Here is a 23,004-nt window from a genome sequence, read left to right as displayed (position 1 = left end):
TCAGTAGAGGCCGGATTGGCCGTTGGTGATCGCCTGCTGCGTCTGCGGCGAGGATTCCAGAATCTGGTCCTGGGTCATGTATTCGCCATCGCCGATAATCTGGAAGACGTCGGCCGGACCGGTGCCGGGCTTGAATGCCTCGACAATGGTGTCGGGCTCGCCGTCGAAGGCCATCATGCCGGTCTTGCGATTGACCGCGATGAACTGCATGCCCTCCGGCACCTGGAATTTTTCGGCCGGCATACGCTTTGCGGCCTGCTCCAGGAATGCCCCGAAGATCGGGGCCGCGAGACCTCCGCCCGTCGCGCGGTTTCCGAGCGGCGCAGGCGTATCGAAACCAAGATAGAGGCCCGCCACGATGTTCGGCGTGAAGCCGACGAACCAGGTGTCCTTCGCATCATTGGTGGTGCCTGTCTTACCGGCCACGGAACGGTCCTTGACCGGGATCTTGCCGGCGGCACTGCCCCGCTGAACGACACCTTCCATCATCGAGGTGATCTGGTAGGCCGTCATCGGGTCGAGGACCTGCTCGCGATTGTCAATCAGGGTCGGCTCTTCCTGGTTGGCCCATTCGCTGGCATTGCAGCCCTCGCAGCCCCGTTCCTCGTGACGGAAGATCGTCTTGCCGTAACGGTCCTGAATTCGGTCGATGATGGTCGGCTTGATCTGCTTGCCGCCATTGGCGATGACGGCATAGGCCGAAACCATGCGCATGACCGTCGTCTCTCCCGACCCGAGGGCCATTGGCAGATAGGGGGCCAGCTTGTCGTAGATGCCGAAACGCTCGGCATATTCGGCCACCAGCTCCATGCCCATGTCCTGGGCAAGTCGTACGGTCATCTGGTTACGAGAAAGCTCGATCCCGGTACGCAGCGTCGCCGGACCGTTTCCATCCTTTTCACCGTAGTTCGAAGGGCGCCAGACCTGATTGCCGGAGACGATCTCGATCGGCGCGTCCAGAACGACGGATGCCGGTGTGTAGCCATTGTCGAGCGCGGCCGCGTAGACGAAAGGCTTGAACGACGAACCGGGCTGGCGCTTGGCCTGGGTGGCGCGGTTGAATTCGGACTGGGAATAGGAGAAGCCGCCGACCATGGCGAGAACGCGGCCGGTATTCGGGTCCATGGCGACGAAGCCGCCCTGGACCTTCGGAGGCTGGCGCAGACGATAGGCGCTGCCGCCCGGCTGAAGCGCTTCGACATAGATGACATCGCCCGGCTTCAGGACGCCATCGGGTCCCTTCGCTGTCCGGCGCTCGCCTTCCGAGTCCTGATACGCCCACTTCATGTCATCGGCCGAGATCTTGCCGGTCTCGCGATCCGGATCCGTCTTGCTGCCGTTCTCCGGCTCAAGACCGATCTCGACTTCGGTTGCAGAAACGCCGAGCACGACGGCGATCTTCCATTCGGGAACGTCGCGCAAGACCGGCACTTTGTTGTCGGCGATCAGGGTCGCAAGCGAAACGGCCCAGTCCGGCGAAGTTTCGATGGTTGCGGCCGGGCCGTGATAGCCACGGCGCTCATCGTAATCGAGAAGGCCGTTCTGCAGGACCTTGCGGGCGATGACCTGCAGATCGGGATCGAGCGAGGTGCGGACGGAAAGACCGCCTTCGTAAAGCGCCTTGTCACCGTAACGATCGATAATCTGGCGGCGCACTTCCTCGGAAAAATATTCCGACGCGAGAACGGTGCCGGTACCGCGACGCTGCTGGGCGCCAAGCGGCTGCTTCTTGGCGTCGTCGGCATCCACCTGGGTGATGTAGCCGTTCTCCGCCATGCGGTCGATGACCCAGTTGCGGCGCTCAAGGGCGGCCTTTTCGTGGCGGAACGGATGATAGTTGTTCGGTCCCTTCGGCAGAGCGGCGAGATAAGCCGCCTCGGCCGTCGTGAGCTCCGTCACCGACTTGTCGAAATAGGTAAGTGCCGCACCGGCGATGCCGTAGGAATTCAGGCCGAAGAAGATCTCGTTGAGATAGAGCTCGAGGATCTTGTCCTTCGAATAGGCCTGCTCGATGCGGAAGGAGAGGATCGCTTCCTTGATCTTGCGCTCGAAGGAGCGCTCGTTCGTCAGAAGGAAGTTCTTCGCCACCTGCTGGGTGATCGTCGAGCCGCCCTGCATCGGGCCACCGCTCGCCAGCAGCATCACGGCGCGACCGAGGCCGTAGATATCGACGCCCGGGTGATTGTAGAAATTCTTGTCTTCAGCGGAAAGAAAGGCAGCCTTGACCCGGTCAGGAACGGCCTGGATCGGCAGGAACAGACGCCGTTCGCGTGCATATTCGGTCATCAGCGCGCCGTTGCCGGCGTGGACGCGGGTAGCGACCGGCGGCTCGTAGCTGCTCAACACTTCGTAGTCTGGCAAATCCTTGGTCATGCCACTCAAGTAGATGGCAACGGCTGCGGCGACGCCCAGGAAGAGCACGCACGCCATACCAAAGAAATATCCAATTAGTCTGATCATGTCGGAGCTACCGTTTAAGCTTTCTCTTAGCGCAAAATGCGCCATCGCATGCATGGAGGCCTTTTGCACGACGCTTACATCAGTGCAAGGGCGACCGGATCAACTCTGCGAAAACGCTGGTCATGCGAAATATATCCGCGACCTGCTCTTCGAATGTGAGGAAACTAGGGCTTTTCCCAGGTATTTCCGCTGCTTCCCTATAGCATTTCGGCAATCGACACGCGAGTGTGGTATCGAGGCCACGCCGCCGGATCGCAGCATCAGCCGCCATTCGCAAGCGATCGCCTGCGATAGCGATCGACGGCTTCCGAAATGCGCGTGGCAACCTTGGTGCGCCACGTCTCGTCAAGTAGCAGCTTCTCGTCCTCGGCATTGGACAGGAAGCCCAGTTCGAGCAGCACGGACGGAATGTCCGGAGCCCGCAGAACCTGGAAATTCGCCTGCCGATGGGGATTGTTGATGAGCCCCACCTGCCCCTCGAAGGATTTTACGACATTCTCGGCAAGCGAGACGGAGAAGGCCTGCGTCTCGCGGCGGGTCAGGTCCAGCAGGATATCCGCAACCTCCGGACGGCCGTGGTCGATGCTGAAGCCCGCCAGCTGGTCCGAGAGGTTTTCGCGGGCGGCGAGATTTTCCGCCATGCGGTCCGATGCGCGGTCGGACAGCGTATAGACGGTCGCGCCGCGAATGTCCTTCTGGGACAGCGTATCGGCATGCAGCGAAATGAAGAGATCGGCGTGCCGCTGGCGGGCAAGCACGACGCGCTCGGAAAGCGAAAGAAACGTGTCGTCCTCACGCGTCAGAAATGCCTTCACGCCTTCGATCTTGTTGAGGCGCTCGGACAGCAGCCGGGCGAAATCGAGCGTCACGGTCTTTTCGGAAGTCTTCGTCGCCGCACCGGTGGCGCCGGCATCGATCCCGCCATGTCCGGCATCGACGGCAACGGTGAAGACCCCGTCCTCGACCACCGGACCGACTTCATCCGCCGAAGGCACGGCTGCGGACGCGTTCCAATCCTGAGTCTTCAGCATTTCGGCGAACTTGTCCTTGGTGGTGATCTCGGCATCCAGCACCAGGCGATGGCCGCCATTCTCGTTCTCTTGGACTTCAGCGAGAACCAATTTCACGGGCCGTTCGGTGGTGAAGACCATACGGGCGCTGTCGGCCTCCATCGTCCCGTAACGGATGTCCTTGAACAGGCCGCGGGGCGCGAGGTCCGCTGCTGGGAAGCCGAAGGCAGTCGCCGAGAGATCGACGATGATGCGCTCGGGACCACCGACATAGTGGATGGAGAATTCCGGCTTGCCTTCGAAATCAATGACGACGCGGGTTCTGGCGGCATCTCCGGCAACCCTTGCCGAAAATGCAAGCATCGGTTGCTGCGAGGCATAAGAACCGGACGCCACCGCGCCCATGCCAATCGTTGCAAGCAGGATGATTCGACACGCGATTCGGAAAAATCGCACTGTTTCGGCCACGCCGACCGCGTCCCCGATCGTTAGCACTCTATCCAACTTCAAGCCGTATTCCGCCTCTTGAACCTTCGCGCCCAGCCAGTCACTGGCACGAAGAGCCTGCATTTCAGGCATTTCTGATTCAGCCCGCACGAATCGGCCGGGAGAAACGCATTTTCCGATAAGACCGTCAAATCCATCTACAATATGGCGGATACGGCTTTTCCCTTGCTATTGTGACAGATAAACCATACAAAGCCAAAGAGGTTAGAGGGTTGACGGGATAGTCTGCCGATGGGCTGGCCAACCGTTGTTTTGGCGCCAAGTACCGGCAAACATCCGCCGTCGCAACACTCGATCTCAGGTAATCGATCACTCCGGCTATCGTCGGAAAAATACCGGGTGGCGTGCCACCCAACGCTCCGAGGAGCACCCCATCGGATCCGCAAGGATCCAGTTATCGTCATTCTCGTCTGGTTCTTAATGTTGCGGCAATATTTTCAGATCACGGAAAGCGGAAGGAAGCCCATGGCTTTGCTGTCTTTCCGGTTGCCGTCTCGCCCCTCCCCGACGGGATCACCTTTGTCCGGCGTCCTGACCGTTTTGCATAACGAGCCTGTCCTCGCGACAGGCTTTCGTGCATTTGCACGGTCGCGCCGAGGAGCAGAATTTCAATGGCAGACAAAATGCTTATCGACGCGTCTCACGAAGAGGAGACGCGCGTAGTCGTTGTACGCGGCAATCGCATCGAAGAATTCGATTTCGAATCGCAGCATAAGAAGCAGATCCGCGGCAACATCTACCTTGCGAAGGTAACCCGCGTCGAACCGTCCCTGCAGGCGGCGTTCGTCGATTACGGCGGCAATCGCCACGGCTTCCTCGCATTTGCGGAAATCCATCCGGATTACTACCAGATCCCGCTCGCCGATCGTCAGGCGCTGATGCAGCAGGAAGCTGAAGACCAGCGCAAGATCGCAGAAGCGGAATCCGCCGATCCGGTCGTCGACCTCGCTAACGAGGACCAGCCGGATGTCGGCATCGTTGCCGCCGAAGCTCCGGCGAAGGCCGCAGCGTCCGAAGCCGTTGCCGCAGAGCCGGAAAAGAAGGCTAAGCCGAAGCGTGCCCGTTCGCGCAAGAAGGCAGTTGAAGAAACACCTGCAGCCGAGGCGTCCGCCACCGATGGCGATGCACCGGCCGCCGACAGCAGCGATGACTCGACGCCCGATTCCATGGCGGCGATGGTCGAGACCGACTCCATCTCTGAGGATGTCGATGCCCGCCGCCGCGGCAACGACAGTGATGATGACGACGACGATCACCATGAAAAGGAAGAGATCGAGTCCGTCGGCGCCGAAGATGCGATGGAAGAAGTTCCCGATCGCGTGCAGCGCAAGCCGCGCAAGCAGTACCGCATCCAGGAAGTCATCAAGCGCCGCCAGATCCTGCTCGTTCAGGTAGCCAAGGAAGAACGCGGCAACAAGGGCGCAGCGCTCACGACCTACCTGTCGCTCGCCGGCCGTTACTCCGTTCTCATGCCGAATACCGCCCGTGGCGGCGGCATCTCCCGCAAGATCACCCAGCCGACCGACCGCAAGCGCCTGAAGGAAATCGCTCGCGAGCTCGACGTGCCGCAGGGCATGGGCGTCATCCTGCGCACCGCCGGTGCAAACCGCACCCGCGTCGAGATCAAGCGTGACTTCGAATACCTGATGCGCCTGTGGGAAAACGTCCGCACGCTGACGCTCAACTCCACCGCCCCCTGCCTCGTCTACGAGGAAGGCTCGCTGATCAAGCGTTCGATCCGCGACCTCTACAACAAGGATATCGGCGAGATCATCGTGTCCGGCGAAGACGGCTATCGTGAAGCGAAAGACTTCATGAAGATGCTGATGCCGAGCCATGCCAAGGTGGTTCAGCCCTATCGCGACCTGCACCCGATCTTCTCTCGCTCCGGCATCGAAGCGCAGCTCGACCGCATGCTGCAGCCGCAGGTGACGCTGAAGTCCGGCGGCTACCTGATCATCAACCAGACGGAAGCGCTGGTTTCGATCGACGTCAACTCGGGCCGTTCGACCCGCGAACACTCGATCGAGGAAACCGCACTCGCGACCAACCTCGAAGCCGCCGAAGAAGTCGCGCGCCAGCTGCGCCTGCGCGACCTTGCGGGCCTCGTCGTCATCGACTTCATCGACATGGAAGAAAAGCGCAACAACCGCGCCGTCGAGAAGAAGCTGAAGGATTGCCTGAAGAACGACCGCGCCCGCATCCAGGTCGGCCGCATCTCGCATTTCGGTCTTCTGGAAATGTCGCGCCAGCGCATCCGCGCGTCGGTGCTGGAATCGACGACGCAGATCTGCTCGCATTGCGGTGGCACCGGCCACGTCCGCTCGCAGTCGTCCGTCGCGCTCCACGTTCTGCGCGGCATGGAGGAGTATCTCCTCAAGAACACCACGCACGATATCACTGTGCGCACGACGCCGGACATCGCGCTCTATCTCTTGAACCACAAGCGCCAGACCGTGATGGATTACGAGAACCGCTTCGGTGTCTCGATCTTCATCGAATCGGACGTCAGCATCGGCTCCAGCCACTTCGCGATCGATCGCGGCGAAGCCGTCGAGAACCCGGTCAAGATCGAAAGCCTGATGCAGTTCGCTGCCATCCCGGTCGAAGACGAGGATGACGATGTCATCGTCGAGATCGACGAGGAAGAAGACGAGGAGCTGGCACCCGCACAGGCAACCAGCAAGCCGGAGCGCGCCGAGGGTGACGATCAGAATGGCCGCAAGCGCAAGCGTCGCCGCCGTCGTCGTAACCGCGGCGAGCGCAACGGCGATGCCCAGGCACAGTCCGATGATGCAGCCGGCGATGACGTCGACGAGGATGAAGACGGCGCCGAGGACGACGCTGTCGAGGTCGTCGCAGCGGAATCCGGTGCCGACACGATCTCCGAAGGTGACGATGAAAATGGTCGCCGCAAGCGTCGCCGCCGTGGCAAGCGTGGCGGCCGTCGCAATCGCAATGGCGAAGATGGCATCGAAGCCAGCGCCGAGGGCGACGACGAAGCGTCGGGTGATGACGGCGAAGAAGTCGCCGAAGACGCTGCCGCTCCGGTAGAGATTGCGGAACAGGCTCCGGTCGAAGTCGTCGCCGAAGACGCCCCTGCGGCAGCTGTCGAGGCCGCTCTGGAAGCCGAGCCAGCGCCGAAGCCGAAGCGTGCACGCCGCAGCAAGAAGGCCGTAGAGGCCGAAGCGGCTGCAGCAGCAGAACCGGCTCCGGTTGTCGAAGCCATCGTCGAACAGGTCGATGCGGCACTTGGCGAAGAGCCCAAGGCTGAAGAAGCCGTCGCAGAACCGGTCGCCGCAGAAGTCGTGGCAGAAGCCGACGACAACAAGCCGGTGCGCGCCAACCGCGCCTCGAACATCTCGTCCTCCAGCGAGGCCGTGGTGAAGAGCTCCGATCCGACAAAGGCACCTGAAGGCGATGGCGAACCGACCAAGCCGAAGAAGGCCGGTTGGTGGCAGCGCCGCGGCTTCTTCTGAGCCTGAGACCAATTCAACGAAAATGGCCGCGAAAGCGGCCATTTTCATTTCTTCCATAGGGTTGAAGCACCGCGGCAACACGGTCAAAAAGTGATTCAGGAAACACCTGCAAACGACTGAACCGCAAAGGCTAATACCCGCCGCCCCTGCGAGCCTTCCACGCAGATGTGAAGCCTTGCTCATGCCGCAATGCAGATTTCCTGTTCCTTGCGCGTGCCGGGTGGCTTAGCCTTGGCGCAATATTGAAATGCTGGTGGTCGAGATTCGCGACCGCCATGTCCGGAGAGGAAATCCATGTCCCGCCTGTTCAAAACCTTCGCCGCCGGCACCTTCCTGTCGCTCGCGCTTTCCGCCGCCGGTCCGGCGCTTGCCCTGGACGAAAGCCAAAAGAAGGAAATGGGTGCGTTCATCCGCGAATATCTCATCCAGAACCCGGAAGTGATGATCGAGGTGCAGAACGCGCTGGAGGCCAAGCAGCAGGCTCAGCGGGCAGATCAGTCCACCAAGGCTGTGGCGACCTACAAGGACGAGATATTCTCTTCGCCCACCGACGTCGTGCTCGGCAATCCGGAAGGCGATGTCACCGTCGTCGAGTTCTTCGATTACAACTGCGGCTACTGCAAGCGCGCTATGGGCGACATGGACGAGATCCTGAAGAAGGATACCAAGGTCCGCTTCGTGCTGAAGGAATTCCCGATCCTCGGACCGGATTCCATGGCCGCCCACAAGGTGGCGAATGCCGTGCGCCTTGTCGCTCCGGACAAATACGCCGAATTCCATCGCGAGCTTCTGGTCGGCCAGGAACACGCTTCGGAGGCGACCGCCATTTCGGTTGCAAGTGATCTCGGGGTCGATGAGGCAGCAATCCGCAAGTCGATGCAGGAGCAGCCCAACGACGACATCGTCAGGCAGGCCTATCAGTTGGCGAATGCGATCGGCATCACAGGCACCCCGACCTATGTCGTCGGCGACGAAGCCGTTTTCGGCGCCGTCGGTCTCGATCAGATCGAAGAAAAGGTCGGGAACGTCAGGTCCTGCGGCAAGGCCAGCTGCTGATCGCAGTGTATCGGGACGGTTTCCAGCAGCTTATATCACTCCATCGGTGGACCACCGGCCTTTCGGCGCGGCAGGGGCTTTCCCTTGACGTCCTAGCGGTCTATAGGTGGCCGCTAAATTCGGATGGAACAATAGATCGGTGATGAACAAGACGGTTTTCGTCCTCAATGGCCCCAACCTCAACATGTTGGGCAAGAGAGAACCCGGCATATACGGCGGGCAGACGCTGGAAGACGTGAAGCAGCAGTGCCTTGCGATGGGCCAGGAGCTTGGCTTCGATGTCGATTTCCGCCAGAGCAACCATGAAGGCACGCTGATCGACTGGATCCAGGAGGCCGGAGAGAAGGCTGTGGGCGTCGCCATCAATGCCGGTGCCTATACCCACACCTCGATTGCGCTTCACGACGCCATCAAGGCCGTCTCGGTGCCGGTGATCGAACTGCACATCTCGAATGTTCACGCGCGGGAAGAATTCCGCCACACCTCCATGATCGCGCCCGCAGCCAAGGGCGTCATCTGCGGCTTTGGCGCAGCGAGCTATGTTCTCGCCCTGCATGCCTTGAAATACACAACCAACTGACAAGATAAAACAGAACAATAGGGTTTGCCATGTCTGAGAAGAAGAACGGGATCGACAAGGGATTGATCCGCGACCTCGCGAACATCCTCAACGATACCGACCTGACCGAGATCGAAGTCGAACAGGACGACCTGCGCATCCGCGTGTCGCGCCAGTCGGCTACGCAGTACGTCCAGGCTCCGATGGCCGCTCCGGTCGCAGCCGCCGCACCCGTTGCCGCTGCCCCGGTCGCAGCCGCTGCTGCTCCGGCCGCCGCCGATAACAAGAATGCCGTCACCGCTCCGATGGTCGGCACCGCCTACCTCGCTCCAGCCCCGGGCGCCAAGGCATTCATCGAAGTCGGTGCGACGGTCAAGGAAGGCCAGACGCTGCTCATCATCGAAGCGATGAAGACCATGAACCAGATCCCGGCACCGCGCTCCGGCAAGGTCACAGAGATCCTGGTCGCCGACTCCTCGCCGGTGGAATACGGTCAGCCTCTCGTCATTGTCGAATAAGGCCAGTCCATGATTTCCAAGATCCTCATAGCCAACCGCGGTGAGATCGCCTTGCGCGTGCTGCGCGCCTGCAAGGAACTCGGCATCGCGACCGTAGCCGTCCACTCGACGGCCGATGCGGATGCCATGCATGTGCGCCTTGCTGACGAGAGTGTCTGCATCGGCCCGCCGCCGTCGCGCGACAGCTATCTCAACATCCACCAGATCGTGGCGGCCTGCGAGATCACCGGCGCCGACGCCGTGCATCCGGGCTACGGTTTCCTCTCGGAGAACGCCAAGTTCGCTGATATCCTGGAAGCGCACGGCATCACCTTCATTGGACCGACCGCCGAGCACATCCGCCTGATGGGTGACAAGATCACTGCCAAGCAGACTGCAGTCGAACTCGGCATCCCGGTCGTTCCGGGCTCCGAGGGCGAAGTCACGCCCGAAAACGCCATGCAAATCGCCAGAGAGATCGGCTTCCCTGTCCTGATCAAGGCGACGGCCGGTGGCGGCGGACGCGGCATGAAGGTCGCCAAGACCGAAGCCGATCTCGACGAGGCCTTCAACACCGCCCGCACCGAGGCGCTCGCTGCCTTCGGCAACGGCGCCGTGTACATGGAAAAGTACCTCGGCAAGCCGCGCCACATCGAAATCCAGGTCGTGGGTGACGGCGAAGGTAACGCGATCCATCTCGGTGAACGCGACTGCTCGCTGCAGCGCCGCCACCAGAAGGTCTGGGAAGAAGCAAACTCCCCTGCCCTCAACGTCGATCAGCGCATGAAGATCGGTCAGATCTGCGCCGATGCGATGAAGAAGATGAAATATCGCGGCGCCGGCACGATCGAGTTCCTCTACGAAAACGGCGAGTTCTATTTCATCGAAATGAACACCCGCCTGCAGGTGGAGCACCCGATCACCGAAGCGATCACCGGCATCGACCTCGTTCACGAGCAGATCCGCGTCGCTTCCGGCGCCGGCCTGTCGGTCAGCCAGGAAGAGATCCAGTTCCAGGGCCACGCGATCGAGTGCCGCATCAATGCCGAGGATCCGCGCACCTTCGTGCCGTCGCCCGGCACGATCACGCATTTCCACGCACCGGGCGGCCTCGGCGTTCGCGTCGATTCGGGCGCCTATGCCGGCTACAAGATCCCGCCTTACTACGACAGCCTCATCGGCAAGCTGATCGTGCATGGACGCACCCGTGTCGAATGCATGATGCGCCTTCGCCGCGTGCTGGACGAGTTCGTCGTGGACGGGATCAAGACGACGCTGCCGCTGTTCCAGGATCTGGTCGACAATCCCGACATCGCCAATGGCGACTACGACATCCACTGGCTGGAAAATTATCTGGCCGGCGGCAAGGAACACTGAGATAATGAAACGCCCGGAGCCGATGCTTCCGGGCGTTTCCCTGTCTCGCCCTTTACGCGTCTCACAGGACGCATAAAGGGCGAGACAGATTTCGAATTATTCGCATCGTATGTTCCGCAAACCGACCCCGGTTTTCGGGCCGATGCGCCAGGGAGCGAAATGGCAGGGCGGCGCGGCAGGTACTACCCGGCAATTACCCCGGACATTCTGTTGCGAGCCTATTCCATAGGGCTGTTCCCGATGGCGGAATCCGCCGACGACCCGGAGATCTTCTGGGTCGAGCCGGAAATGCGGGGCATTATCCCGCTCGACGATTTCCACGTCCCGAAGAGCCTCTCGAAGACCATCCGCAAGGCCCCTTTCGAAATCCGCTTCGACAACGCGTTCGACGAGGTTATGGGCCTGTGCGCGGAACCCGCGCCGGACCGTACGAGCACTTGGATCAACGGTACCATTCGCCAGCTTTACGGCGAACTGCACCGGATGGGACATGCCCACAGCGTCGAAGCCTGGGATGGCGATGCTCTGGTCGGCGGGCTCTACGGTGTCTCGCTGGGCGCCGCATTCTTCGGCGAAAGCATGTTTTCCAGGCGCACCGACGCATCCAAGATCTGCCTCGTGCATCTTGTCGAGCGCCTGCGAGGCAATGGTTTTCAACTGCTGGACACGCAGTTCACCACCGATCACCTGAAAACGTTCGGTGCGGTCGACATTCCCAAGGAAGAATACCTGATCCTGCTCAGGGCTGCGGTGGACTTCCCGCACCTTCCCTTCTAGGCGGTAACGCTATATCCAAGCCCCTACCCGCGACCTTCCCCAAACTCAGGAGATGTTTGGCGTGACGTCACTGTTGCGTAGGCAATGGTGAGTACCGCAGAACCTCCCGGAAGTTCTGGCGATTGACGTCCTTGATGATGTTAGCGAATACAAGGAGCATCTGCTCCGCCGTTACCTGCGACGCGACAGGTCCACTGGATAGTCGCTTCGCCGTATCCGCGGCCACTTTCATAGCCAAAACAAAAGCTTCGTCAGCTTCTTTACGAACACGCTGGTCGATTTCAGACTGATCCGACATGGAATAACTCCGCTGTGAGCGAGAGCGCGTCTTATCCCCCAGGCGCCACGGCTCATAACGGATGACGATGATTCTTTGTATAGAAAAACCGTCGATTGGTCGACACGATGTAGATCAACCCGGCGTTATCGGCCAGCCGCACTATTCTCAAATCAAAGCGTGAATTCATCATTGTGAAAAGCACACTCATAACGCTCTTACTTACTCGGCGCCATGCACCGACAGTTCCGAGCTTATGGACTGCTATTGAACGATAAATAGGGAAGATCAGTTCGTTGCGTCTGCCGGGGGCGGGACGTCGGACTGCTGCTTGCAGCCGGTCAGCCAGACGTCATAAATCGGATGTTCGACGGCGTTAAGACCGGGGCTGTCGGCGAACATCCAGCCGGAGAAGATGCGGCGAATCTTGCGGTCGAGAGTGATCTCGTCGACCTCGATAAAGCCGTCGATCTTCTGCGCTTCGGTTTCGTCACGCGAATAGCAGACCTTCGGCGTCACCTGCAGCGCGCCGTACTGGACCGTCTCGTTGACGTAGACGTCGAATGTGGTGATGCGGCCGGTGATCTTGTCGATACCGGCGAAGACGGCAACCGGATTGGAAATGCGAGCCGCGAAAGCCGTCTCAGCAGCAAGAACCGGAATGGCTGCGATCAAGGCGCCGAGAACCAGCTTGCGTGAAAAAGGCGTCTTCGATTTCATATCCGTCCCGTCGCGACTTCAGTGTTCGCGTCGTTGAGTAGACCGCGATTGTGGCCAAAACAGCGTTATTTCGCCGATCAGTTGCCGGGGGTCCAGGCGTCGTAATCGCCGGTGACGCGGGCGCGTTCACCGCCTGCCGCAAGCGAGCCCTGCGGACGATAGGCAAACGGCGTGCCGGTCAGGTTTTCCTTGTGCGGCTTCTGCCATTCGCGTGCAGTGTAGGTTTCCTGCGACGGGGCGACGTCGGTGCGGTAATGCATCCAGCCGTGCCAGCCCGGAGGAATGGCGGAAGCTTCGGCAACCCCCTTGTAGATCACCCAACGCTTGGGCTTGCCCCAGGAGGTCATCGGGCCTTCGTAATAGACGTTGCCCAATTCATCCTCGCCGACCTTCTTGCCGTGACGCCACGTGAAGAAGCGCGTCCCCATGGTTTGGCCGTTCCACCAGGTGAAGATCTGCAGAAGAAGATTTTTCATGGGGCATTCCGTCGATTTGACACATGAGACAGCCGCTAAGGGCACCTTGCTTATGACGCCAACACAGGTTGATGTCCAGCGATTCTAAAACTGCTCGCTGCTATTTGAGCTTCATCTTGAAGCCCGCATGGCTCTTTGTGAAACCCAGCCGCTCATAGAAGCGATGGGCATCCGTGCGGGCCAGATTTGAGGTCAGCTGGATCAGCCGGCAGTCCCGGCGCTTGGCCTCGTCGATCGCATAGGCAATCATCTGGGCGCCAATGCCACGGCCGCGCATGTCCGGCTTGGTCTGCACCGCTTCGATGATCATCGACAGCGACCCGCGGCCTGTGAGCGTGCGGTTGAACAGGATCTGGAAGGTGCCGACGATGGCGCCGTCAAGCTCGGCGGCGAAGAGCTGCTCGTTGCCCGAGGCATCGATCATGTGGAAGGCGCGCAGATAATCCTCAAAGGCCGTCTCATCCGTCGTATCGCCATGGCCGCCCTTGTCGTCGGCCGCGAAGATGGCGATGAGGTCGGGAAGATCCGCCTCCCTCGCCCGTCGGATGATCAGTTCGCTCATCGGCCTATTCCTCCCGCGGTCCGTTTCAATGCTGCAGCAATCGCTTTTCCAGAATGACGGCGGGCAGGCCCGAATTCGGCGCGCCCCACTCCTCCATGCGATCGACCTCGGAAAAGCCGAGGCGCTCGTAGAAGGACATGGCGCGGACGTTGGGCAAAGCCACCTCGACGCGCATGATTTCGGCATCCGGGAAACAGGTTTCGACCTCAGCAAAGAGATCGCGGCCAATGCCTTCGTTCTGGCAGGACGGGCGGACGTAAAGCTGATGCAGCATCACGGTCTTTGCCATTTTCGGATACATGGCAGCGTAGGCGATGCCGCCGATCCTGCGACCATCATCGGCCACCAGGAACTCACCGTCCTTCTTGCCGATGCGCTGACGGATCGCGTTGGCGGAATGCCAGCCGCTCACCATACGCGTCACCTGATCGGTGCCGTAGAACGGATCGTAGGTATCGTGAAAGGTTTCGCCGAGAAGGTCGCGGATCTTCTCCACGTCCTCCTCGCCGGCGGTGCGAACGAAGTAGACCATAAGGTCTACTCCTCGATTCCGAGCTTGGCCTTGACCAGCGCCTGAACGGCCTGCGGGTTTGCCTTACCCCCGGTCGACTTCATCACCTGCCCGACGAACCAGCCGGCAAGCGTCGGCTTGGCCTTCACCTTCTCGACCTGATCCGGGTTTGCGGCGATGATCTCGTCCACGGCCTTCTCGATAGCGCCGGTGTCGGTCACCTGCTTCATGCCGCGGGCTTCGACGATTTCGGCCGGGTCGCCACCTTCGGTGAGCACGATCTCGAACAGGTCCTTGGCGATCTTGCCGGAAATGGTCTCGGCCTTGATCAGGTCGATGATGCCGCCGAGCTGAGCCGGAGAAACCGGAGTCTCTTCAATATCTTTGCCGATTCTGTTCAAGGCACCCAGCAGGTCGTTGATGACCCAGTTTGCCGCCATCTTGCCGTCGCGGCCTTCGGCAACGGCTTCGAAATAATCGGCGATCGCCTTTTCCGAGACGAGAACCGAGGCGTCATAGATCGACAGGCCGAGTTCCGACACGAAGCGAGCCTTCTTGTCGTCCGGCAGTTCGGTGAGGTCTGCGCGCAGCATGTCGATGAAGGCATCGTCGAATTCGAGCGGCAGCAGATCCGGATCGGGGAAATAGCGGTAGTCATGCGCGTCTTCCTTCGAGCGCATCGAGCGGGTCTCGCCCTTGCCCGGATCGAAGAGGCGGGTCTCCTGGTCGATCGAGCCGCCGTCCTCGAGGATGGCGATCTGGCGGCGTGCCTCGTATTCGATCGCCTGGCCGATGAAGCGGATCGAGTTGACGTTCTTGATCTCGCAGCGCGTGCCGAAACCCTCGCCCGGACGGCGCACGGAGACGTTGACGTCGGCGCGCATCGAACCTTCGTCCATGTTGCCGTCGCAGGTGCCGAGGTAACGCACGATCGAGCGCAGCTTGGTCATGTAGGCCTTGGCTTCGTCGGAGGAACGCATGTCGGGCTTCGACACGATTTCCATTAGCGCGACGCCGGAGCGGTTGAGGTCGACATAGGACATGGTCGGATGCTGGTCATGCATCGACTTGCCGGCGTCCTGTTCCAGGTGCAGGCGCTCGATGCCGATCTCGATATCCTCGAACTGGCCCTGACGATCCGGACCGAGCGAGATGACGATCTGGCCCTCGCCGACGATCGGATCCTTGAACTGCGAGATCTGGTAGCCCTGCGGCAGGTCGGGATAGAAATAGTTCTTGCGGTCGAAGATCGAGCGCTTGTTGATCTGGGCCTTCAGGCCGAGACCGGTGCGCACCGCCTGACGGACACATTCCTCGTTGATGACCGGCAGCATCCCTGGCATGGCGGCATCGACGAGGGACACATTGCCGTTTGCCGGCTTGCCGAATTCCGTCGAGGCGCCGGAGAAGAGCTTTGAATTGGAGAGGACCTGAGCGTGAACCTCCATGCCGATGATCACTTCCCAGTCGCCGGTGGCGCCGGGGATGAAGCGTTTCGGATCGGGGGTACGGACGTCGATCAGGGTCATCTTATGCTCTTGGAATAGTGTCGATTGCTAGCCCGTGAGGTAGAGCAAATGCGGCTGTGACGCAAGGCTTGCGGCGGCTTGGTACAGCATCGCCGCGGCCAAACTGCCGGCGCGCGCAAGCCCTGCCGCCATTACAGCTGTAAGAGCATCCGGGCACCCTTAAAACAAACGGGTGATCAAAGCGGTATCTTGTCCGCCCCAGGACTTTTGAACCTGCCTGGGATAGATGATGCTGACCAACGCGATACCCGTACTGATCTCCGTCTCTCTTCTGCCCGGCCTGTGCATGCTTCTGGCACTGAACCTCGGCCTTCGGATCGGTGTCGGCCGGACACTCTGGATGATGGCCGGCGAGTTGTGCGCGGTGGCGCTGATCGCAACCTTCGTGCTCATGGGCATCTCGACACTCTTTCTCGGCAATCCGCTTGCCTACAAGGCAATGACGGTCCTGGGCAGCGCCTATCTGCTTTATGTCGGGGCCTGCGTCATGTTTTCCGCCCAACCAGAAACAGATCAGCAAATATCCGGCCAGGCGGACTCGCCCTTTGCTCTCGCCAGATTGGGGTTCTTCGTCGCGGCGAGCAATCCCAAGGCCTGGATCCTCTATACGGCAATGCTGCCGGCCCTGCTCCTTCCCCAGCGGCCGCTCATGCCCCAGGCCCTACAGCTCGTCGCGCTGCTCGTGGTCATCGAACTGGCATCTCTTCTTCTCTACGCGAGCGGTGGACAGGGATTGCGGTTTCTGCTCGCCAGGAAGGAAATCGCCAGGTTCCTCAATATCGCTCTCGGAGGTCTGATCATGCTGCCGGCAATTGCGCTTCTGGTCTCCGCCTGATGCGTCGGCGACAGGAGCTTCACATCGATCCGACCAGGCGTGGCATTCGCGGGTGACATTGATTAACCGCCCGTCGCGTAGAAGCAGGCATGCAACCCGGATACTACCCGCATCTCCTGCTCGCCTATCTCATGCTGAACGCGGCCGTCTTCCTGGTCTACTGGTGGGACAAGCGGGCAGCTCGCAGAAATGAATGGCGCATACGGGAATCGACCCTTCTGCTCCTCGCCTTCGCCGGTGGAGGCGCAGGAGCGCTCGCAGCACAGAGGCTGCTTCGCCACAAGACACGCAAGCCGCCATTCAATGTGGCCCTGCCCTTCTTCTTCATCCTGCAGCTTGCCTGTCTCTTCGCCGTCATCGCAGCGCCGGACGGGCTCGTTGCCTTGCTCCGGCACTGGAGCATGGATAGCTAAAATTCGTGGCCATAAGCAGCGGGCGGCGCTTCGACGAGCGCCTTTGTAAGGCCGACCGACTGCACGTCGCGGTCGATCTTCGGCGAATAGGCGATCGACAGCCAGTTGATGCGGTAGCCGTGCTTCTCGAAGAAACCGGTCGCCTCGCTGTTCTGGGCGTGGGTTTCGATACGGGCCGCCTCGAAACCCTGGCGCAGGATCTCGGACTCCACCTCGGCCAGAAGCGCCTTGCCGAGCCCCTGCCTGCGATAATGCGGATCGATCCAGAAATCCGAGATCAGCTCGTCGAGATGTTCGCGGGCAGCCCAGCCGGCCTGATAGCCATGCTGCTCGACGACGGTGATGGTGAGCCAGGAGGAGCGGGCGAAATTGCGGAAGGCGGACAATGCGCTGTCGCGCATATCGGTCATCTCGCCGATCGACTCCATCGCCTTTTCCCACGCGCGGAAACCGATTTCCGCCAGGACGTCCACTTCGTCTTCACGCGCGTTGCGGGTTGTGGCCATGCTTGCCCCTGTTGTCGGAACAGTAGAGCATTGAGTCTGGTCTTTTGACCAGACGGCGATACGCACACATTTCCGTTTAGGTTGAAATTTCCACCTTCATGGCCGCCCATTCGTCTGCGAAGGCGCCATTTGCAACCGGCTTTCCAGCGCGGCGATACCAGTAGCCCGCATTCCAGTCGTCGCCTTCGATCCGATGGCAGAGCGCATGGCCCCAATCGAAGGGCTGCTCTCCCTCATGGGCTTGACAGATGTCGTGCACGGCCTGCCATTCCGGCCCCATCGCAAAATCGGCGACGGCCAGCCTGTCGAGGGCTTCGATAAGATGGCCAAGATCCTGTTTCGGCATCGCCGTTCTTCCTTCTCGTTCCCGAACGAAAAAGGCGCCGCCGGTCTTGTCGGGCGGCGCCTGTTCTCTTCAGTCGCGCAGGTTGATAATGTCGTTCATCAACCCGCCGGTGCCGTTGTGGATGGTCAGGTGACCAACCTTGCCGGCGATGGTTTCGAGCGCCTCGAGTTCCTTCAGGCGCAACATGACCGGGTTCTCGGCCATCACCTTGGCTGTGTTGAGAAGTGAACGGGTGGCGTTCGTTTCTTCACGGCGGCGGATTACGTTCGCCTCGGCCTGCTTTTCGGCGGCAACGACCTGGTTGAGGATCTCGCGCATCTCGCCCGGCAGGATCACGTCCTTGAGCTCGATGCCCGCCACCTCGATGCCGATCGCCGCCATGTCGATGCGCACCTTTTCGGCCGCTTCCGCATTGATCGTCACCTTGCGCTCGAGGATCTGGTCGAGCGTCAGGCTGCCGAGCGTGTGGCGGAAGACGAACTGCAGCGCGCGGTACAGCGCGTCGGAGAAGTCCTTCACCACCGTCACCACCTTGACCGGGTCGGTGACACGGTATTCGGCGGAGATGTTGATGCGGATCGTCACGCGGTCACGGGTCAGGAGCTCCTGGCCCGTCACATCGAGCGACTGCCACTTGAGGTCGATCACCTTGACCTGGAACGCCTTGCCGACATTCCAGAACCCGTGCACGCCGGCCGACAATATGCCGGCCTGTGCGCCGTCGATGAAGAGCAGGCCGACCTGCCCCTCGTTGACGACATAGGAGCTGATCGCAGCCGCATGACGGGCCTGGGCGAGGCGGCGCATCAACGCCGGTGCGACCGAAAGATCGCCCGATACGTCGATACGCGTCTCAGACCACGGACCGGCATCCTTCCAGACGATCAGCTTCTGGTTCGGCATCAGCACGGCATGGATCGCGCCATCGCGCTCAATGACCGCCACCTCGCTCGGGCCCGTTCGGAAAACGGCGAGATTGCGTTCGGCCACATCCGGGAGCTTATCGAACAGAGGCTTTTCGTACAGCGAATTGAACGCGGGGGTGCTCAGGTCGTAACGCGCGATTTCCAGGCTGTTGCGGGTGTTCGGCATCCAATGCATGCCGGGCCCGAATATGCCCAGGATCTGGCCCTTGTTCAGGGCAATTACGCGTTCGTTTTCCTTCACGAGGACGCGCTTGCGTCCCAAAATCATCTCGAAAAGTCCAGTCATGTTCTTCACTCCTTCGGCTATATCATCGGCCGATATGTCCTTTCAGTTCAGTTTTCATTCTTCCCGGCATTTTGATCCGGGGACCGGTGGCAAGGGGCGCTCGCGGAACGGCAGGAGAGGACGTTGCAGCACACGGGCGGGCCTCGGAGAAGCTCCTTAGCTGACCGGCATGCGGCGCGATCTTCGCAGTCGTTCTGGCTTGCGCCCTTGGTGTCAGAAAGATCGGAAGCCTTTCGGCTCCTTCCCCTTCATCGGCATTCCGGTCCCCGAACCGTCAAATATTGGAACACCGTTGCAGGGTGCTGGAGAAGGATTCGAACCTTCGACTTCAGAACCTAAATCTGATGCTCTATCCACTGAGCTATCCAATGGCTGCAATAACGGGACTCGAACCCGCGACCTCCGGCTGAAATGCCGGTGCTCTACCGCTGAGCTACATCGCAATATTCCGACCTCCGGCATGGCATCCGCATACAGACCGGCAAAGCCGCACTGCACGGGAGGAGGTTTGTAACTCCATCCGCTGATATCCATACCGGCTGACGACCGGGAGGGCGCATTTAGGGGAAAGACTTGTTCCCGGCAACCGCCGATAAGCCTCGCCGAATCAGTCGCCGGAACAACGTTGCGCAAACGCAACACATTAGAAACGCTGAATTTTCAAGTGAGTGGCTTTTCAAGATGAATCTTTTCGAGGTCCATGCCCATGCTCTTGGAAGGCTCGATGCCGCGCCAGACAGTGGAAAAACCGCAGCGCTCGTATAGACGGATCGCAGAGGCGTTTCGAGCATGGCTGTGGATGGTGGCCGTCGCATGGCCTTCTGCCTCGATCCGCTCGCAGGCATGTTCGACAAGGGCTCTGCCGATGCCCTTGCCCTTGCCCTTGCCCTTGCCCTGATGATCGGGCCTGATCCAGACATCTGAAATATAGTTCGGCGCGCCATCGCGTGCCGCCCAACCGACGACCTCGCCGTCGATGTCCGCGATCCAGACCTCGCCCTGTGTCTGCGGCGCAAAGCTCTCGTAGGCCTCGCGCGTCCGCTCGATCACGTCGGGGGCGAGCAGCATCCCCTTGAAGGCGTCACTGGATTTCCAGGCCGCAAAACCGACTTCGCCGACCACTAGGTGGTCGGCGACAGTCATTTCTCGAATTTCCAGCCCGCTTACCACCACTTGGCCGGCGTGAACTTGCCGGCTGCCTGTTCGATGACATGAGCGGTGCGGAACAGCGTCTCCTCCTCGAACGGCTTGCCGATGAGCTGCAGACCGAGCGGCAGGCCCTTCTTGTCGAGGCCGGCAGGTACCGCGATGCCCGGCAGGCCGGCCATGTTGACCGTCACCGTGAAGATGTCGTTCAGGTACATGGCGACCGGATCGGCAGCGAGGTTCTCGTCTGCGATGCCGAAGGCCGACGACGGCGTGGCCGGCGTCAGGATCGCGTCGACACCGGCATGGAAGGCCAGCTCGAAATCGCGCTTGATCAGCGTGCGAACCTTCTGCGCCTGCAGGTAATAGGCATCGTAATAACCGGCCGACAGGACGTAGGTGCCGATCATGATGCGGCGCTTGACCTCGGTGCCGAAGCCGGCGGCGCGGGTCTTTTCGTACATGTCGGCAATGTCCTTGCCGTCGACGCGCAGGCCGTAGCGAACGCCGTCATAGCGAGCAAGGTTGGACGACGCTTCGGCAGGCGCCACGATGTAATAGGCCGGCAGCGCATATTTCGTGTGCGGCAGGGTGATGTCGACGATCTCGGCACCGGCGTCCTTCAGATAGGCGATGCCCTTCTGCCAGAGTGCTTCGATATCTTCTGGCATGTTGTCGACGCGATATTCCTTCGGAATGCCGATCTTCATGCCCTTGACCGACTGGCCGAGAGCCGCCTCGTAGTCCGGGATCGGAAGGTCGACCGAGGTCGTGTCCTTCTTGTCGACGGAGGCCATGGACTTCAGCATGATCGCGGCATCACGCACGTCGCGGGCGATCGGGCCGGCCTGGTCGAGCGAGGAAGCAAACGCGACCGTGCCCCAGCGCGAGCAGCGGCCATAGGTCGGCTTGATGCCAACGGTGCCGGTGAAGGCTGCCGGCTGGCGGATCGAACCGCCGGTATCGGTGGCGGTCGCGCCGGCGCAGAGATGTGCGGCAACGGCTGCCGCCGAACCACCGGACGAGCCGCCGGGCACGAGCTGCTGGTTGGAGCCTTCGGCTTTCCAAGGGTTGATCACCGGACCATAGAACGAGGTCTCGTTGGACGAGCCCATGGCGAATTCGTCCATGTTGAGCTTGCCGAGCATGACGGCGCCATCGTCCCAGAGGTTCTGGGTAACGGTCGATTCGTATTTCGGCTTGAAGCCGTCGAGAATGTGCGAGGCGGCCTGGGTGTGGACCCCCTCGGTGGCGAACAGGTCCTTGATGCCGAGCGGGATGCCTTCCAGCGCGCCGACCGTGCCGGCGGCGCGGCGCTCGTCGGAAGCCTTCGCCATCTCCATCGCCTTTTCCGGCGTGGTGGTGACATAGGCATTGAACGTGCCGTTGAAGGCATCGATCGCATCGACATAGGCCTTGGTCAGCTCGACCGAGGTGATTTCCTTCGACGCGAGCTTCTCGCGGGCTTCGGCAATGGTGAGGCTGGTGAGTTCGGTCATGGTCTCTTCAAAATGTTCGAATGCGTGGAGAGGGTCGGAAGCGCTTCTCAGACGAGCGGCTTATTCGACAACCTTCGGCACCAGGAAGAAATTGCGGTCGGTGGACGGCGCGTTGGCGACGATATCCTCGGCCTTGTCGCCGTCGGTCACGTCGTCCTGGCGCTTGCGCATGTCCATCGGCGTCACCGAGGTCATCGGCTCGACGCCGGTCACATCCACTTCGGAAAGCTGCTCGACGAAATCGATGATGCCGTTCAACTCACCGACCATGCGATTGGCATCTTCTTCCGAGACCGCAATGCGGGCAAGGCGCGCGACGCGCTTGACGGTGGCGAGATCGACGGACATGGCTAAACTCCGGGGCAATAAGAAATCCCCTTCGCTATAATGACCATACCCGCCCTTCGCAACAGGGGGCACCGTTCATTTCACCGGCGCCGCCCTTTAGTCTTCGTCGAGCCTCAGAAGCTCAGCGTCGCGCCGGGCTTCGGAGCCTCGACATTGGTCTTCATGCCTTCCATGCCCTTGACGAACTTTTCCGGCGTCTGATCGATGATCGGGAAAGTGCCATAATGGCAGGGAATGGCGTGCTTGAAATCGAAGAAGCGCTGGCAGGCCAGCGCCGCGACCGCACCGCCCATGGTGAAGCGGTCGCCGACCGGCACGATGCCGATATCCGGCTGGTGCAGTTCGTTGATCAGCCCCATGTCGGTGAAGATATCGGTATCGCCCATATGCAGCACCGACATCTCGTCGTCGAGATGCAGCATCAGGCCGTTGGCAGAGCCGAGCGAATGGGCGACGCCCATTTCATCCACTTGGCCGGAGGAATGCAGCGCCTGGGTGAAGGTCGCGGTAAAGCCTTCGAAGCCGACAGTACCGCCGGTATTGCCCATCTCGATCTTTTCTAGGCCCTTGGTGCCGAGCCAGGAGCCGAGATCGGCATTGGCGAGAACGACAGCGCCCTTTTCCTTGGCGATGGCGACCGTATCACCGACATGGTCGGCGTGACCGTGGGTCAGCAGGATGTGGGTAATGCCGTCCGTCACGTCCTTGATGTCGAGGCCGGCATCGGCAAAGGGCTGGTTATAGGAGAGGAAGGGATCGATCAGGATCTTCGCCTTCGCGGTCTCGATACAGAACGCGGCATGGCCGAGCCAGGTGATCTTCATGGGGGAACTCCTTGGAATACGGGGCGGGAGGAATATGAGGGCAAAATATAAGGCGGTTCGAATCGGTGGCAACGCCTG

Annotated in this window: 23 protein-coding genes and 2 tRNA genes; 8 read left to right on the top strand and 17 right to left on the bottom strand. The window is 60.7% G+C overall.

Translation table 11 applies throughout. The annotated features are described in order from the left end of the window. Both BM216_RS28935 and BM216_RS28925 read right to left on the bottom strand, forming a co-directional pair. Positions 1-2,460 (bottom strand): penicillin-binding protein 1A, encoded by a 2,460-nt coding sequence (locus BM216_RS28935; RefSeq protein WP_093003154.1) that lies wholly within the window; start codon positions 2,458-2,460, stop codon positions 1-3. A 260-nt stretch (positions 2,461-2,720) separates the two neighbouring features. After that, the gene (locus BM216_RS28925) at positions 2,721-3,875 is read right to left on the bottom strand and encodes an N-acetylmuramoyl-L-alanine amidase (protein ID WP_093003184.1); all 1,155 of its coding nucleotides are present in this window, start codon (positions 3,873-3,875) and stop codon (positions 2,721-2,723) included. A 713-nt stretch (positions 3,876-4,588) separates the two neighbouring features. On the opposite strand from BM216_RS28925, the gene BM216_RS28920 reads away from it, so the two are divergent. The 6 genes from BM216_RS28920 (at position 4,589) to aat (ending at position 11,722) form a co-directional block, all read left to right on the top strand. After that, on the top strand, positions 4,589-7,456 hold the full coding sequence (locus BM216_RS28920) for an Rne/Rng family ribonuclease (RefSeq protein ID WP_093003150.1): 2,868 nt from the start codon (positions 4,589-4,591) through the stop codon (positions 7,454-7,456). Between the two features lie 294 nt (positions 7,457-7,750). Then, positions 7,751-8,512 carry a DsbA family protein gene (locus BM216_RS28915; protein ID WP_093003148.1) on the top strand — a complete coding sequence of 254 codons (762 nt, stop codon included), beginning with the start codon at positions 7,751-7,753 and terminating at the stop codon, positions 8,510-8,512. A 142-nt stretch (positions 8,513-8,654) separates the two neighbouring features. Next, a complete protein-coding gene (gene aroQ / locus BM216_RS28910; protein WP_093003146.1) occupies positions 8,655-9,092 on the top strand; it encodes a type II 3-dehydroquinate dehydratase in 438 nt (145 codons plus the stop codon). A gap of 29 nt (positions 9,093-9,121) precedes the next feature. Next, positions 9,122-9,589, top strand: a complete 468-nt coding sequence (gene accB, locus BM216_RS28905) for an acetyl-CoA carboxylase biotin carboxyl carrier protein (RefSeq protein ID WP_093003144.1) — start codon at positions 9,122-9,124, stop codon at positions 9,587-9,589. Between the two features lie 9 nt (positions 9,590-9,598). Next, complete coding sequence (gene accC, locus BM216_RS28900; RefSeq protein WP_093003142.1) at positions 9,599-10,945, top strand: acetyl-CoA carboxylase biotin carboxylase subunit; 1,347 nt, start codon at positions 9,599-9,601, stop codon at positions 10,943-10,945. Between the two features lie 159 nt (positions 10,946-11,104). Beyond that, on the top strand, positions 11,105-11,722 hold the full coding sequence (gene aat, locus BM216_RS28895) for a leucyl/phenylalanyl-tRNA--protein transferase (protein ID WP_093003140.1): 618 nt from the start codon (positions 11,105-11,107) through the stop codon (positions 11,720-11,722). Between the two features lie 67 nt (positions 11,723-11,789). Here aat and BM216_RS28890 read toward each other — a convergent pair whose 3' ends face one another. The 6 genes from BM216_RS28890 to gatB form a co-directional block, all read right to left on the bottom strand. After that, on the bottom strand, positions 11,790-12,020 hold the full coding sequence (locus BM216_RS28890; protein WP_093003138.1) for a hypothetical protein: 231 nt from the start codon (positions 12,018-12,020) through the stop codon (positions 11,790-11,792). 267 nt (positions 12,021-12,287) lie between these two features. Continuing rightward, a complete protein-coding gene (locus tag BM216_RS28885) occupies positions 12,288-12,719 on the bottom strand; it encodes a DUF2155 domain-containing protein (RefSeq protein ID WP_093003136.1) in 432 nt (143 codons plus the stop codon). 77 nt (positions 12,720-12,796) lie between these two features. Then, positions 12,797-13,195, bottom strand: coding sequence for an NADH:ubiquinone oxidoreductase subunit NDUFA12 (locus BM216_RS28880; RefSeq protein ID WP_093003134.1), 399 nt, complete (start codon positions 13,193-13,195; stop codon positions 12,797-12,799). A 100-nt stretch (positions 13,196-13,295) separates the two neighbouring features. Beyond that, positions 13,296-13,757 (bottom strand): GNAT family N-acetyltransferase, encoded by a 462-nt coding sequence (locus tag BM216_RS28875; protein ID WP_093003132.1) that lies wholly within the window; start codon positions 13,755-13,757, stop codon positions 13,296-13,298. Between the two features lie 25 nt (positions 13,758-13,782). After that, positions 13,783-14,289, bottom strand: coding sequence for a GNAT family N-acetyltransferase (locus tag BM216_RS28870; RefSeq protein ID WP_093003130.1), 507 nt, complete (start codon positions 14,287-14,289; stop codon positions 13,783-13,785). Positions 14,290-14,294: 5 nt separating this feature from the next. Beyond that, on the bottom strand, positions 14,295-15,797 hold the full coding sequence (gene gatB / locus BM216_RS28865) for an Asp-tRNA(Asn)/Glu-tRNA(Gln) amidotransferase subunit GatB (RefSeq protein WP_093003128.1): 1,503 nt from the start codon (positions 15,795-15,797) through the stop codon (positions 14,295-14,297). 229 nt (positions 15,798-16,026) lie between these two features. Here gatB and BM216_RS28860 point away from each other — a divergent pair, with 229 nt between their 5' ends. Further along, positions 16,027-16,632, top strand: coding sequence for a LysE family translocator (locus tag BM216_RS28860; RefSeq protein ID WP_177230959.1), 606 nt, complete (start codon positions 16,027-16,029; stop codon positions 16,630-16,632). 89 nt (positions 16,633-16,721) lie between these two features. Then, positions 16,722-17,045 (top strand): DUF1294 domain-containing protein, encoded by a 324-nt coding sequence (locus tag BM216_RS28855; RefSeq protein ID WP_093003124.1) that lies wholly within the window; start codon positions 16,722-16,724, stop codon positions 17,043-17,045. Here the strand turns inward: BM216_RS28855 and BM216_RS28850 are convergent. The 9 genes from BM216_RS28850 to BM216_RS28810 all read right to left on the bottom strand — a co-directional run bounded on the left by BM216_RS28850 (position 17,042) and on the right by BM216_RS28810 (position 22,926). After that, complete coding sequence (locus tag BM216_RS28850; protein WP_093003122.1) at positions 17,042-17,551, bottom strand: GNAT family N-acetyltransferase; 510 nt, start codon at positions 17,549-17,551, stop codon at positions 17,042-17,044. The genes BM216_RS28855 and BM216_RS28850 overlap by 4 nt on opposite strands. Before the next feature lie 76 nt (positions 17,552-17,627). Continuing rightward, positions 17,628-17,897 (bottom strand): hypothetical protein, encoded by a 270-nt coding sequence (locus BM216_RS28845; RefSeq protein ID WP_093003120.1) that lies wholly within the window; start codon positions 17,895-17,897, stop codon positions 17,628-17,630. A 69-nt stretch (positions 17,898-17,966) separates the two neighbouring features. Continuing rightward, on the bottom strand, positions 17,967-19,109 hold the full coding sequence (locus BM216_RS28840) for a slipin family protein (RefSeq protein ID WP_093003118.1): 1,143 nt from the start codon (positions 19,107-19,109) through the stop codon (positions 17,967-17,969). A 299-nt stretch (positions 19,110-19,408) separates the two neighbouring features. Next, positions 19,409-19,480: transfer RNA gene (locus BM216_RS28835), tRNA-Leu, on the bottom strand. Continuing rightward, a tRNA-OTHER gene (locus BM216_RS28830) sits at positions 19,479-19,552 on the bottom strand. The genes BM216_RS28835 and BM216_RS28830 overlap by 2 nt, the downstream gene beginning before the upstream one ends. 217 nt (positions 19,553-19,769) lie before the next feature. Beyond that, complete coding sequence (locus tag BM216_RS28825) at positions 19,770-20,252, bottom strand: GNAT family N-acetyltransferase (RefSeq protein WP_093003116.1); 483 nt, start codon at positions 20,250-20,252, stop codon at positions 19,770-19,772. A 20-nt stretch (positions 20,253-20,272) separates the two neighbouring features. Further along, positions 20,273-21,754, bottom strand: a complete 1,482-nt coding sequence (gene gatA, locus BM216_RS28820; RefSeq protein WP_093003114.1) for an Asp-tRNA(Asn)/Glu-tRNA(Gln) amidotransferase subunit GatA — start codon at positions 21,752-21,754, stop codon at positions 20,273-20,275. Between the two features lie 60 nt (positions 21,755-21,814). After that, positions 21,815-22,102: an Asp-tRNA(Asn)/Glu-tRNA(Gln) amidotransferase subunit GatC gene (gene gatC, locus BM216_RS28815; RefSeq protein ID WP_093003112.1), complete on the bottom strand. Its 288-nt coding sequence runs from the start codon at positions 22,100-22,102 to the stop codon at positions 21,815-21,817. Between the two features lie 113 nt (positions 22,103-22,215). Continuing rightward, positions 22,216-22,926, bottom strand: a complete 711-nt coding sequence (locus BM216_RS28810) for a metal-dependent hydrolase (RefSeq protein ID WP_093003110.1) — start codon at positions 22,924-22,926, stop codon at positions 22,216-22,218. Positions 22,927-23,004 lie beyond the last annotated feature (78 nt).

This window comes from Rhizobium sp. NFR07, assembly GCF_900111905.1.
Taxonomy (GTDB): Bacteria; Pseudomonadota; Alphaproteobacteria; order Rhizobiales; family Rhizobiaceae; genus Neorhizobium.
The sequence above is the reverse complement of the archived record's forward strand: the minus strand, read 5'-3'. Positions and strand labels throughout refer to the sequence as shown.